Genomic DNA, 12,744 nt, shown 5'->3' with positions numbered 1-12,744 from the left:
GCGGAACTCAGGTCAGCGTCTCCAGCAGGCCGGTGAACTGGAGGATGCGCTTGGGCCGGGGCTGCAACCCCGTGACCCGCAGCCGCTGCCCCCGGGCGATCGCCAGGTTGTGCGCGCGTACCAGGGCGGAGATGCCGGCGGAGTCCATGAACGGTACGCCGCTCATGTCGACGGTGACGTGCGCGCCGGTCGAAATGGCGTCGGCCAGCTGGGTGAACACCTTCTCGGTGTTGCCGGCGTCGAGGTCGCCGTTCACCGTGACGGTGGTGAAGCCGACAGGCAGATCGCTCATCCGATCATTGTCCCCCGGACGGCCTCGGCGGAAACGGTCGGGCGGTGCCGTCTCCACCGGCCCTTGCCGTCCTGCTTGGCTTGGTAGAGCGCGCGGTCCGCGTCGCGCAGCAGGGCGTTGGCGTCGCTGTCGGCGGTGGTGGCCACGCCCAGGCTGCCGGACAGGTCGATGATGTGGGAGCCGAGGGCGAGCGGCCGGTTGAGGGAGTAGACGACGCGGTCGGCGACGGCCTCGATCTGCTCGACGGTACGCGCGCCCGGCACGAGGACCGCGAACTCGTCGCCGCCGAGGCGGGCGGCCAGGTCGCCGAGCCGGACGGCGGCGGCGAGGCGCTCGGCGACCGCGCGCAGCATCTGGTCCCCGACGACGTGCCCGAAGGTGTCGTTGACCTGCTTGAAGTCGTCGAGGTCGAGGAAGAGGACGCCGGTGATCCCGCCCCCGGCGGTGGTGCGGTGCACGGCCTTGTCGGCTTCAAGGCTGAACATCTCGCGGTTGGGCAGGCCGGTCAGCGGGTCGTGGTACGCGCGGTACGTCAGCTCGTCTTCGAGGCGGCGCTGCTCGGTGACGTCGCGCAGGGTGATGACGAAGCCGCCGACGAGCGGGTCGGAGCGCAGATCGCGCCAGGAGGCCGCCACGATGAGCGGGGTGCCGAGGCCGTCGCTCATCGGCCATTCGAGGTCGTTGGGAACCGAGGAGTCGCCGCGGGCGAGGCGGCCCATGAGGTCGGCGGCGCGGGCGCGCTCGGCCGGCGGGACGAGGTCGGTGATGATCTTGCCGACCTCGGTCTGGTCGCCGAACGTGGGCACCGCCGAGGGGCTGCGGAACCGGATCACGCCGGTCTCGTCGACGATGAGGATCACGTCGCTGGAGTGGTAGACGAGGTTCTGGAAGTAGACCTCGGCCTCGCGCTGGGTGACCGCGTCCGCCAGCCGGATCCGGGTCACGGCGAGGGCGGTCTGGCCGGCCAGGATCTCCAGCGGCCCGGCGAGCCGGGTGAGCGTACGCCGATCGCCGGCGACCAGCAGCCGGCCGAGGTCCTCGCCGTCACCGGTCGCGAGCGGGTACTCGGCGAGGTGCGGCGCGGCGGCGGGGTGGGCCAGCGCCCCGGATCCCGGAAACGGGGGTGCCCCGGCCGCCGGAAGGGCCAGGGTGGTGCGCGGTATCGCCCGCAGTGGCGGGATCTGGGTGACCTGTTCCGGCCAGGCGCTCAGCACCAGCGCCGTACGCTGCGGGACCCCGCCGGCCAGCCGCTGCACGATGTCGTGGACGACCCGCTCGACGCCGGCCAGGTCGGTCGCGCCGAGCAGGTCCGCGCCGGCCGCCCGCAGTGCCCGCTCCCGGGACAGCGCCCGCCACTGCCGCCGGAGTACGCCGAACAGCCGCCCGAGCACGAGCAGCACCATCAGCAGGCCGGCGCCGCCGATGACCCCGATCGAGTGGTATCGGCCGCGAATGGCCATGTTGAGCAGGACCAGGCCGGGGATGAGGGCGCACAGGGACAGCAGCGCGAACCGCTGCAGGGTGAGAACGCCGCCGTGGTTGCGGCGGGGCGCGCCGAGCCGGGTCATCGAAGGATGCAGCGCGGCCGCGCCCCAGCCGAGGTAGAACAGGACCCACAGGAGGTCGGCCGGCCCGCCGGGCTGCCAGGCGTCGGTCAGCGAGGCCACCAGGTACGCGGTCTCGCCGACGGCCAGCGCGTAGAAGCCGCCGCTGAACAGGGCCAGCGCGGGGCTCGCGTACGTGGCGGCGCCGAGGCGTACGACCATGGCGACCAGGAGGAGCATGCCGATCGGGTAGCCGATGTCGTTGAGCGCCTCCACGACGCCGATCCCGTTCGCGTCGGGCGCCATCTTGGGAGCGATGAGGTAGATCCAGAACAGCAGGCCGCCGGCGATCGTCAGGGTCACCACGTCGAGCAGGCCGGCCCGGTCCTGCTCGGGTACGCCGGTCCGGGACAGGCCCAGCATGCCCGCGGTGAGAAGCACGAACATGCCCAGGTAGCAGATGTCCACCGCCACCGGCTGCGGATCGGCCGCGCCCAGCGCCCGCAGGCACAGCGAGGCCGTGTCGCCGGTGCCGAGCAGGAACGCGCCCGCGGCGACGAGGTACCAGGAGCGGGCGCGGGCCGGGCGGTGCCGGCGCACCCCGAGCACGATCGCCATCACCCCGGCGAGCATGATCGTCGCCCAGGTGGCTGCGCGTACCCAAGGGTCATCGGCCGCGAAGTAGATCGCGGTCAGCCCGGCCTCGACCGCGATCAGGGTGCGGATCGGCCAGCGTGCGAGCACGGGTCCTCGTTCCGGCGGCGGGACTGGGCACCGCCTGAAGTCGACGATATCTCCCTCTCCGGCGTACCCGGACGATTCGGGCAAGTCATCGGTGCGACGAGGATCACCCGGCCCGGCTGCGCGCGTACCCGGATGCCGTTACGGTGGACCTGTGACCGACGTACCTGACGCGGACTTCCAGGAGCAGCAGATCCCGGTACGCCCCGACGACGAGGACGACGAGTTCGCGGGCGCCCGGGACGACGTGCCCGAGGCCGACGCGCAGGAGCAGGCGCGTTCGGTGCCCCTCGACGAGGACGAGGAGTAGCCCGACCGGGCCGCCGAACAGCCGCCCACAACAGCCCGGGACGCCGCGCGTACGCCTCAGGGGTGCATCGCGGCCGCCCAGGCCGAAGACCGGCAGACCTACGATCACCTCCGCCTGCGAGCCGTCGTGACCCCGATCAGACCCGGGTGAATTCCATGATCCAGTTGGTCTCCCACGTCCGGCCCCCGTCATCGGAGAAGTCCTGATGCCAGCGGGCCGAGGTGGCGGTGATCTCCGACCAGAAGAACCGGGTCTTGATCGGGCGGCCCTCGAACTCCTCGTCGCCCTCGAACAGGCCGACGCCGTCGGTGAAGCGGCCGGTCACCGGCGTCTGCAGCCGGCCGTCCCGGCTGCTCACCCAGTAGATCGTCCAGTGCTCGGCGGCCGGATCGTAGAGGCGCATCGCGACCCCTCCCGTGCCGTGGTCGTGGAAGGTGTGCTCCTCGAAGCTGCCGGCTCCGCCGAAGAAGCCGTGCACCACGGAGGTGCTGGTGAAGTCCTTCCACTCGGTGCAGCCGGCGAGAGCCTTCACGAGCTGCCGGTGGGCGACGGCCCAGGTCCCGTTCTGGAAGTCGAAGTCCGTGTTCATGAGACGAGGCTAGGGCCGGCCCACTGACATGTAGTGTCAGGAGAAAATCGGATCCGTTCCGGCCGTCGTTTCCGTCATCTCGGCGAACCAGTTCACCAGGCTGTGCGGCGCGGAACCGTCGAAGCAGAGCTCCAGGCTGGCCGCTGCGATACCCGCGCTCTCCGCGCTGCGCGGGAACATCTTCTCCTCGTACGCGCCCAGCGCCGCTTCGAGGTCGTCGGGCCGCTCGGCGATCGCCTGGCCGAGTTCCGCGCCGTCGAGCATGGCGAGGTTCGCGCCCTCCCCGGCGAACGGCGACATCAGATGGGCCGCGTCGCCGACCAGCGTGACGCCGGGCGTACGGTCCCACCGGTGGCCGACCGGCAGGGCGTGGATCGCCCGCAGCGTCGGCACCCCCTCCGCATCGGTGACCATGGCGCGGAACTCCGGTGCCCAGTCCGCGAACTCGGCCAGCAGCTCGTCCTTGGCGCGTACCGGGTCGGTGTCCGGGGCCCAGGGCTGCGGGGTGGTCAGGGCCGCGTACACGTGCAGGCTGCCGTCGGTCTCCTTGTGCGCGAGGAAGCCGCGCCCCGGCGCGAGCGCGAACATCATGCCGCCGCCCACCGTCGCCGCCGCGCGCGGATGGCGGCGGTCCGCCTCGGGCAGTTCCAGATCCACAAACGACAGTCCCAGGTACGCGGGCGTCGCGTCGGACACCAGTGGACGTACGCGTGACCAGGCGCCGTCCGCCCCGATGAGCAGGTCCGTCGCGACCCTGGTCCCGTCGCCCAGCACGATCTCGTGCCGCCCGCCGCCGAGCGATCGGACCTCGGAGATCCTGCTGCCCCACCGGACGACACCGGCCGGCAGCGAGTCGATGAGCAGCCGGCGCAGCTGCCCGCGGTCGACCTCGGGCCGGCCGCGGCCGCCGTCGTCCGGCTGGTCGAACAGCACCGTGGCGTCCTTGTCGAGGATCCGCATCGCCTCGCCGCCGGGGTGGATGATCGCCTGGAAGCCGTCGATCAGCCCGGCCAGGCGCAGCCCGACCTGACCGGTGTCCTCGTGGATGTCGAGCATGCCGCCCTGCGTACGCGCATCGGCGGACGCGTCCAGCTCGTAGACCGTCGAGGCGATCCCGTGCAGGTGCAGTACGCGGGCCAGCGTCAGCCCGGCCAGCCCACCGCCGACGATCGCGATCTCTGTAGTCATGATGTCCTCCTTGTAGTAGATGTGATCGTCGCGAACGTGATCGTAACGAACATGTTCGCGACGGACGTGCGTAGTTTGTTGGGAGCAAGAAGTGTCTGCTGCCGGGGCCGGCGATCCCGGCGGCGCCTACGTGCCGGCGATCCCGGCGATGAGTGTCGTGTACACCCATCGCAGCCGTTCGACGCCGGCGCCGGACATCAGCTCCGGCCGGGCCCACCCGATGTTCGGGTGCTCGTCGGAGGAGATCTCCCGCAGCGTCGCGGCCAGCTGATCGGATTCCAGCTCCGCCGCACCCGACGCCTCCCGGGTGCCGTGTTCGGCCGCGACCGCCGTGGCGTTCAGCAGCAGCAGGTCCACTCCCCAGGCCGCCTGGCGTACCGGCACTCCGCCCCTCCGCAGCAGGCCGAGCATCGTGTCGATCATCGTCACGTACCGCGGCCCCGACGGCAGCATGGTCAGCACCGACCGCGCCAGCGCCGGATAGCGCATGAGCATCTCCGTGTACGCGAACAGCAGCTCGATCAGCCGCTCCCGCCAGTCCGCGTCGGTGCCCTCGGCCGCCCGCTCGATCGCGTCGAGCTCGGTGAGCAGGGCGTCCAGCACTGCGCCATGGAGCTCAGCGGTGTTGCGCACGTAGACGTAGAGCGAAGCCGGCCCGGTGTCCAGCCCGGCCGCCAGCCGCCGCATGGTCAACCGCTCCAGCCCTTCGGCCCGCATGATGTCCAGCGCGGCCGCCACGACCCCGTCCCGGCTCAGGGCGGGCTTGGCGGGGCGGTCCCGGCGGCTGACGGGCGTTCGGCGCGTACTCACAAACACGATCGTAACGAACATGTTCGTCGAGGGAAAGGGGGGCTGCGGAAAGCGATCTGTGCTTTACGACTCCCTCCGGTAGTTTCGCGGTATGGCCGACGACGCCCAGCGCGCGCACAATGCCCTGCGTTCCTGCACCCGGATCCTTTCGGGCAAGCATCCCGAGACCATGGCCGAGCAGCTGGCCGCGCTGGCCGGCGCGGGCGTCGACCTCGACCGGCGGCAGGACGTCTACGGCGACGGGATCGTGGCGGAGCTGGAGGCCCGGGTCGCCGGCCTGCTGGGCAAGCCCGCCGCCGCGTACTTCCCGACGGGGACGATGGCGCAGCAGATCGCCCTGCGGCTGTGGGCGGAACGGGCCGCCGAGCCGACTGTCGCACTGCACCCGTTGCACCACACGGAAGTTCACGAGCGCAAGGCGTACGCGCAGCTGTCCGGGCTGCGGGCCGTCTGGCCGACCGGTGAGCCGCGCCAGCCCACCGCCGACGAGATCCGCGCCGTCCCGGACCGGTTCTCGGTGCTGGCCGTCGAGTTGCCGCTACGCGAACCGGGCTTCGTGCTGCCGACCTTCGACGAGCTGGACGCGGTGACGCGGGCCGCCCGCGACCGGGGCGCGTACGTGCATTTCGACGGGGCGCGGCTGTGGGAGTCGACCACGCACCTCGGCCAGGAGCTGCCGGTGGTGGCGGAGCTGGCCGACAGCGTCTACGTCTCGTTCTACAAGTCGCTCGGCGGCCTGTCCGGTGCGGCGCTGGCCGGGCCCGCGGACTTCGTCGCGGCCGCGAAGGCGTGGCGGCACCGGCACGGCGGCCAGCTGTTCACGCAGTGGCCGGCGGTCCTGTCCGCCCTCGCCGGGCTGGACCGGGAACTGCCGCGGCTGCCCGCGTACGTCGCGCACGCGAAGGTGGTCGCCGCGGCCCTGGCGCAGCTGCCGGGCGCGGTGGTCACGCCGAACCCGCCGCACACGCACCAGTTCCAGCTCTGGCTGCCGTACGCCCCCGACGCGCTGCGCGAGGCCAACCTGCAGATGTCCGAACAGGACGGTGTGTCGTTCGTGTCGCGATGGTCGGCGCAGCCGCCAGGCGACCGCAGCATGGCCGAGGTGACGATCGCGGGCCCCGCCTTGGAGTGGACCGCCGACGAGGTCGTGGACGCCGGGCTGGCGCTCATCGACCGCGCGAAGAGCCTCACCTGACGCCGACACCCTGACGCCGACACCCTCACGCAGATATACCCCTGGCGCCGAAGCGTGCTACCCGCGTACCACCGCGAGCGCTTCCTCCCGGCTCAGAGCTTCACCGTCGGCGAGCGCCGCGGCGTAGCGCTCGGATCCGATGAGGTCCGTCGCGGTCTCGGCGACGTGCCTGCTGTCCGCGTCGTCGGCGCGCCGTCCACCATGGACGGCCCGGGCCGCGCCGAGCAGCAGGGCCGCGCGTACGCCGTCGCCTTCCACCGCCGCGGCGGCGGCCAGGCCCGTGACGCCGTCGGCGGCGAGCAGGTAGTTGCCGTGACTGGTCGCCTCGTCGAACAGCCGGCGATGCCACCGGGTGGCCTCCTCGAACCGGCCGCCGGCCACCGCGATCCAGCCCAGGCCGCGCAACGACTTGAGGCGTACGCGGTACGCGTCCCCGCCGGCACCGGTGCAGGCGAGCGCGAGTTCGTACCGGCGGGCGGCCTCGGCCAGGTCGCCCTGATGCCGTTCGACGTCGCCGAAGCCCTGATGGAGTTCGGCGAGCGCGTCCGGCCGGCCGGTACGCGCGGCCGTCTCGGTCGCCCGTTCGAGGTCCGCGCGGGCGGCGGTCGGGTTCCCGGCGAGCATGTGCACCTTCGCGCGGCGGCAGAGCAGATCGGTGAGCGCCTCGGCCGAGGAGAACTCGCCCGCGAGCTCGACGGCGCGGCTCTGCAAAGCGATGGTCTGCGGCCAGTCGCGCCGCCACGCGGCCAGTTCGGCCAGGGCGTCGAAGGCGTTCGTGGCGCCCCAGCGGTCGCCGACCGCCTGGAAACCCGCGAGGGCGCGGGCGAGCGCGGCCTCGGCCGGTGCCGAGTCCCCGTGCACGAGGTGCCGATTGCCCTCCTCGAGATGTCCCTGAGCCCGCGACCACGGATCCGCCGCGCCCGGCCGTTCCGGTGACGGGCACAGCACGGCCGTGGCCGGCCAGCGGGGCGGCGTGCCGGCGGACCGGGAGATCGCGTACGCGAGCAGGTCCGGCGCGCCGGGATCCGGGTCGGCGGTGGACAGCGCGCCGGCGGCGCACAGGGCGTACTCCTCGGCCAGGCCCTCGGGCGCGCGGTCGCCCACCCGGGACAGCAGCTCGCGCGACAGGGCGGCCCCTTCGCGACGCAGCCCGCGCAGGTACCAGTACCAGGACATCGCCGCGACCAGCCGCAGCGCGAGCGCCGGATCGGCGGACGTCGCCCAGCGCAGCGCGGCGCGCAGGTCGTCGTTCTCCGCCGCCAGCCGGTCCAGCCAGGTCAACTGCTCCGAGCCGCGCAGGTGGGGGTCGGCCGCAGCGGCGAGCCGCCACATGTGGTCGGCATGCGCCTGATGCACGGCGGACTCTTCCCCGGCTTCGGCGAGCCGTTCGGCGCAGAAGGCCCGGATCGTCTGCAGCATCCGGTACCGGCCGCCGGAAAAGTCCACAAGGGACTTCTCGGTGAGGCCGGCGAGCAGATCGGGCACGTCCGCTTCCGGCAGGCCGCAGACCGCGGTGGCCGAGGCGATGGTCGCGCCGCCGGCGAACACGGTCAACCGCCGGGCGAGCGTACGCTCCGCCGGGTCGAGCAGCTCCCAGCTCCACTCGGCGGCCGCCCGCAGCGTCTGGTGCCGGGGTTCGGCGGCGCGGCTGCCCCGCGACAGCAGCCGGAACCGGTCGGACAGCCCGTCGGCGATCTCGGCCGGGGTCAGCGAGCGCAGCCGGGCCGCGGCCAGCTCGACGGCCAGCGGGAGGCCGTCGAGTTCACCGCAGATGCGTACCACGTCGTCGATGGCGTCGTCGATGCGGAAATCCGGGCGCACCGTACGCGCCCGGTCGGCGAACAGGCGTACCGCGGGGCAGTTCAGCCGCTCGGAGACGGAGGCGCCGGCCGGGGCGACGGTGAGCTGCCCGAGCGGGAACAGCACCTCCCCGGTCAGGCCCAGCGACTCGCGGCTGGTGGCCAGGATCCGCACGTCGGGGCAGCCCGCGAGCAGCCTGTACGCGAGCCGCGCCGTCTCGTCGACCAGGTGCTCGCAGTTGTCCAGGACGATCAGCAGCCGCCGATCGGCCAGCGCGGTGACCAGATGCTCCTCGGCAGCGGGCGGGCCGGCCGCCGCGTACAGGAGATGGGGATCGTTGAGGCCGAGGGCCGCGGTGACGGTCTGGGCGAGCAGCCGGGCGTCGGTCAGCGGCGCGAGCTCGACGAAGGCGTGCTCGCCGTGCGCCGCGGCGGCCTCGATCGCCAGCCGGGTCTTGCCGGTGCCGCCGGGGCCGGTGAGGGTGACGAGCCGCGCCTCCGCCAGCAGGCCGGCGAGCCGGGCGAGGTCGGTGTCGCGGCCGACGAAGCTGGTCAGCTGCGCCGGTACGCGCCGCGGCCCCGGTGCCGGCCGCTCGCGGAGAATGGCCAGGTGGGTCGCGGCGAGCTCGGGAGACGGGTCGGCGCCGAGGTCGGCGGCCAGCGCCCGGCGGGTGCGTTCGTACAGCTCAAGAGCCTGAGCCTGCTGCCCGGAGCTGTAGAGGGCGCGCATCAGCAGCGCGCAGGCCCGCTCGCGGAGCGGATGCGCGGCCAGCAGTTCGGTGAGCTCGGCGACGGCGGCGACGTGCCCGCCGCGGGCGAGGGCGGCCTCGGCGTGGTCCTCGATCGCGGCCAGCCGCACCTGCACCAGCCGGGCCACGTACGCGTCGAGGAACGGCACGTCGGGAAGGTCCGGCCGGTCCCGCCCGCGCCAGAGTTCCAGAGCCCGCGCCAGCAGGGCCTCGGCGGCGGCGGGATCGGCGGCCAGGGCCCGGCGCCCGTCCTCGGCGAGCCGGGCGAACAGGTGCGCGTCGACCAGGTCAGGATCGACGGCGAGCCGGTACCCGGTCGGCCCGGACTCGATCACGGCCCCGGTGGCCCGGACCAGCCGGCGCAGCCGGGACATCTGCCCGTGCAGGGCGTTGGCCGCGTCGGCGAGCGGGCCGTCGGCGTACAGGCCCTCGATGAGCCGGTCGGTGCTGACCGTACGCCCGGCCTCCAGCACGAGCAGCGCCAGAATCGCCTGGCGCTTCGGACCGCTGACGGCCACCACCGTGCCGTCGGGATCACGCACCTCGACCGACCCCAGGATGCTGAACGGTGGTCCGGTGCCGGAACTCGCGATCATGGGCTCACCTGGATCTTGGGTGGGTCGAGGCATGCCATCCTAAACGCAGGTTCCGGCCGGATGACCATGGAGTGGAACACCGCGTCCGGTCTGTCCGCCGCTGAGCGTACGGTTCATGAGTGACTGAGTTCCTCCCCGTTCCAAGCCCGCGTCCCACCGTCACCTACGCCAACTGCACGGTGTCGGCGATCCAGGGATTCCGCCCGCTGCATCTCGATCTGCACCTGCCGCCCGGTGACGGTCCCTTCCCGGTGGTGCTGTGGATCCACGGCGGCGCGTTCTGGGAAGGCAGCCGTGTCTGGATGCCGGACACCGTTGGGCCGCACCGTTTCCACGAGCGGCTGCTGGCCCGCGGCTACGCCGTCGCCGACGTCGACTACCGGCTGTCCGGCGAGGCCGCGTACCCGGCGCAGATCGTGGACGTCCAGGCGGCGATCCGGTGGCTGCGCCACCACGCCGCCGCCCTCCGGCTCGACCCGCGCCGGTTCGCCACCCTCGGCGAGTCCGCGGGCGGCCACCTCGCCCTGATGGCCGGTTTCACCGGCGCCGGCGAGACCGCCATCCAGGCCGTCGTCAACTGGTACGGCGTCGCCGACATGACCGGGTTCACCGAGGCGATCGACCCCGGCCACCCCCTCGTCGCCCTGCTGGGCGGCCCGCCGGCGGAGCGTACCGACTTCGCGCGCTGGGCCAGCCCGCTCCACCGCGTCCACGCCGCGGCCCCGCCGGTCCTCAGCATCCACGGCGAGGCGGACTCGACGGTCCCGGTCGGCGAAAGCGTGCAGCTCACCGAGGCGCTGCAAAACCTGGGCGTACGCGCGGACCTGCACAGGGTTCCCGGCGCGGAGCACTGCTTCGACGGGTACGCCGACATCGGCGGCCTCATCGAGGAGTCCGCCGACTTCCTGGACGACGTACTCAAGGCGTAACAAGATCCCGCTTGGATCAGGGGTTTCACCCGAATCATGGGCGATGATCCGGGTGATTTCCCTGATCCAAGCGGGATCTTGATGCCCGGCGGTGGCGCCGATTCCGCTGCGGTCAGACGCGGCCGAAGAACCAGGTGCCGACGGCGTTCTCGTCGCCGCCGACGTAGAACTCGCGTACCGCGACGATGAGTTCGTCCAGCGACAGGCGGCCGTCGCCGTCGAGGTCCAGGCGGCCGAACGCGAAGTCGCTCTCCTCGCGCGTGGTGCCGAAGGCGTTCTGCATGGTCGCGAACTCCTCCGGGCCGAGGTAGCCGTCGCCGTCGGTGTCGGCCAGTTCCAGGACCGCCAGCGCGCCCGGCCGGAAGTGCCGGTCGAACGCGTCGTCCGGGCCGCCGAAGCCGGCGAGCATGCCGTCGCGGTATTCCTGGGGGCTCAGCCGCTCGTCGCCGTCGGCGTCGAGGGCGGCCGCGAGCGCCACCCAGAACGTGCTGAAGCCGTCGGCGATCTTGCGGGCGCGCGGATCCTCGTAGCCGACGCCGAAGTTCGCCAGGAGGCGTACGCCGAGCGCGGTCAGATCCTGGGCCTCGACGTAGCCGTTGCGGTCGACGTCGAGGTGGCCGAAAGCCTTGTCGAGCTTGCGCTGCTGGATGATGTTCGCCATGACGGCAAACTATGGCGTAGCGAGTGTTTCCGTCGATACCGGACACCCGTCCGGGGGTCCCTCCAACGGGATCGGGGCGTCAGGGCCGCAGCAGGACCTTGACCGTTCCCTCCGCCTTGCTCTGGAAGTTCTCATACGCCTTGGGCGCGTCCGCGAGGCGTACGCGATGGGTGGCGAACTGGTCGACGCCGAGCGGATCCACCTCGTCCATGGCTCCGCCCTCGCCGGTGAGCAGCGGCAGGATCTCGTCCACCCAGCGGTGCACGTTCGCCTGTCCCATGCGCAGCTGGATCTGCTTGTCGAAGAGGACCATCATCGGCAGCGGATCGAGCATGCCGCCGTACACGCCGGCGAGGGACACGGTGCCGCCGCGGCGTACGGCGTGGATGGCGAGGTCGAGGGCGGCGAGCCGGTCGACGCCCGGGGTCTGGACGGTCGTGCGGGTGTCGGCGTCGTCCGGCAGCCCGACGGCCTGCTGGGCGAGGCGGGCCGAGGTGGAACCGTGGGCCTCCATGCCCACCGCGTCGATGACGCTGTCCGCGCCGCGGCCGTGGGTGAGGCTCTGGATGACGTCGACGATGTTGTCGTGCTCGGTGAGGTCGAGGGTCTCGACGCCCCGCTCACCGGCCCGCCGCAGCCGGTCGGGGATCCGGTCGACGCCGATGACGCGGCTGGCGCCGCGGTGCAGGGCGATCCGGCAGCACATGTCGCCGATCGGGCCCAGGCCCAGAACCAGCAACGTGCCGCCGGGCGGCAGGGCGGCGTACTCGACCGCCTGCCAGGCCGTGGGCAGCACGTCGGAGAGGTAGACGAACCGGTCGTCGGGCGGTCCTTCGGGCACCTTGACCGGCCCGAACTGCGCCTGCGGCACGCGCAGGTACTCAGCCTGCGCGCCGGGTATCCGGCCGTAGAGGCGGGTGTAGCCGAACAGGGCGGCGCCTTCGTCGAATTCGCGTACCTGGGTGGTCTCGCACTGGCTGTAGAGGCCTTCGGCGCACATCCAGCAATGGCCGCAGGCGATGTTGAACGGGACCACCACCCGGTCACCGGGCACGATATGAGTGACCTGGTCGCCTACCTCTTCTACGATGCCCATCGGTTCGTGGCCGAGGATGTCGCCCTCCGTCATGAACGGCGTCAAAACCTCGTACAGGTGCAGATCCGAGCCGCAAACGCCGGATGAGGTCACCCGGATCACGGCGTCGGTGGGCTCTTCGATCTTCGGATCAGGAACGGTTTCCACGCGTACATCCCGTTCGCCATGCCAGACGACGGCTTTCATGATGCCCTCCTCGAGCGGACCCCCGCTCGACGACTGTACGGCGGACGGACCGCCTGACC

General features: G+C 72.3%; 11 protein-coding genes. 3 read left to right on the top strand and 8 right to left on the bottom strand.

What is annotated here, in order from left to right; translation table 11 throughout:
• Nucleotides 1-7: 7 nt before the first annotated feature.
• Both G401_RS0122545 and G401_RS0122540 read right to left on the bottom strand, forming a co-directional pair.
• On the bottom strand, nucleotides 8-292 hold the full coding sequence (locus G401_RS0122545) for an STAS domain-containing protein (RefSeq protein ID WP_027344285.1): 285 nt from the start codon (nucleotides 290-292) through the stop codon (nucleotides 8-10).
• The gene (locus G401_RS0122540; RefSeq protein WP_027344284.1) at nucleotides 289-2,580 is read right to left on the bottom strand and encodes a GGDEF domain-containing protein; all 2,292 of its coding nucleotides are present in this window, start codon (nucleotides 2,578-2,580) and stop codon (nucleotides 289-291) included. Before G401_RS0122540 ends, G401_RS0122545 begins: the two co-directional genes overlap by 4 nt.
• A gap of 151 nt (nucleotides 2,581-2,731) precedes the next feature.
• On the opposite strand from G401_RS0122540, the gene G401_RS56055 reads away from it, so the two are divergent.
• Nucleotides 2,732-2,887 (top strand): hypothetical protein, encoded by a 156-nt coding sequence (locus G401_RS56055; protein WP_211240807.1) that lies wholly within the window; start codon nucleotides 2,732-2,734, stop codon nucleotides 2,885-2,887.
• 136 nt (nucleotides 2,888-3,023) lie between these two features.
• Here G401_RS56055 and G401_RS0122530 read toward each other — a convergent pair whose 3' ends face one another.
• From G401_RS0122530 to G401_RS0122520, 3 genes are all read right to left on the bottom strand, one after another.
• On the bottom strand, nucleotides 3,024-3,476 hold the full coding sequence (locus tag G401_RS0122530) for a hypothetical protein (protein ID WP_027344283.1): 453 nt from the start codon (nucleotides 3,474-3,476) through the stop codon (nucleotides 3,024-3,026).
• 36 nt (nucleotides 3,477-3,512) lie between these two features.
• Nucleotides 3,513-4,664, bottom strand: coding sequence for an FAD-dependent oxidoreductase (locus G401_RS47580; RefSeq protein ID WP_051366993.1), 1,152 nt, complete (start codon nucleotides 4,662-4,664; stop codon nucleotides 3,513-3,515).
• 126 nt (nucleotides 4,665-4,790) lie between these two features.
• Nucleotides 4,791-5,474: a TetR/AcrR family transcriptional regulator gene (locus G401_RS0122520; protein WP_211240806.1), complete on the bottom strand. Its 684-nt coding sequence runs from the start codon at nucleotides 5,472-5,474 to the stop codon at nucleotides 4,791-4,793.
• Between the two features lie 91 nt (nucleotides 5,475-5,565).
• Here G401_RS0122520 and G401_RS0122515 point away from each other — a divergent pair, with 91 nt between their 5' ends.
• The gene (locus tag G401_RS0122515; protein ID WP_027344281.1) at nucleotides 5,566-6,669 is read left to right on the top strand and encodes a threonine aldolase family protein; all 1,104 of its coding nucleotides are present in this window, start codon (nucleotides 5,566-5,568) and stop codon (nucleotides 6,667-6,669) included.
• A 57-nt stretch (nucleotides 6,670-6,726) separates the two neighbouring features.
• Here G401_RS0122515 and G401_RS0122510 read toward each other — a convergent pair whose 3' ends face one another.
• A complete protein-coding gene (locus G401_RS0122510) occupies nucleotides 6,727-9,813 on the bottom strand; it encodes an AfsR/SARP family transcriptional regulator (RefSeq protein WP_034592667.1) in 3,087 nt (1,028 codons plus the stop codon).
• A 119-nt stretch (nucleotides 9,814-9,932) separates the two neighbouring features.
• On the opposite strand from G401_RS0122510, the gene G401_RS0122505 reads away from it, so the two are divergent.
• Complete coding sequence (locus tag G401_RS0122505; RefSeq protein ID WP_027344279.1) at nucleotides 9,933-10,742, top strand: alpha/beta hydrolase; 810 nt, start codon at nucleotides 9,933-9,935, stop codon at nucleotides 10,740-10,742.
• A gap of 112 nt (nucleotides 10,743-10,854) precedes the next feature.
• On the opposite strand, the gene G401_RS0122500 is transcribed toward G401_RS0122505, so the two are convergent.
• Together G401_RS0122500 and G401_RS0122495 are read right to left on the bottom strand one after the other, a co-directional pair.
• A complete protein-coding gene (locus G401_RS0122500; protein ID WP_027344278.1) occupies nucleotides 10,855-11,403 on the bottom strand; it encodes an EF-hand domain-containing protein in 549 nt (182 codons plus the stop codon).
• Between the two features lie 79 nt (nucleotides 11,404-11,482).
• Nucleotides 11,483-12,685, bottom strand: coding sequence for an alcohol dehydrogenase catalytic domain-containing protein (locus G401_RS0122495; RefSeq protein ID WP_027344277.1), 1,203 nt, complete (start codon nucleotides 12,683-12,685; stop codon nucleotides 11,483-11,485).
• Nucleotides 12,686-12,744 lie beyond the last annotated feature (59 nt).

Origin of the sequence: Hamadaea tsunoensis DSM 44101, from assembly GCF_000428945.1 — a bacterium.
Lineage (GTDB): Bacteria > Actinomycetota > Actinomycetes > Mycobacteriales > Micromonosporaceae > Hamadaea > Hamadaea tsunoensis.
The sequence above is the reverse complement of the archived record's forward strand: the minus strand, read 5'-3'. Positions and strand labels throughout refer to the sequence as shown.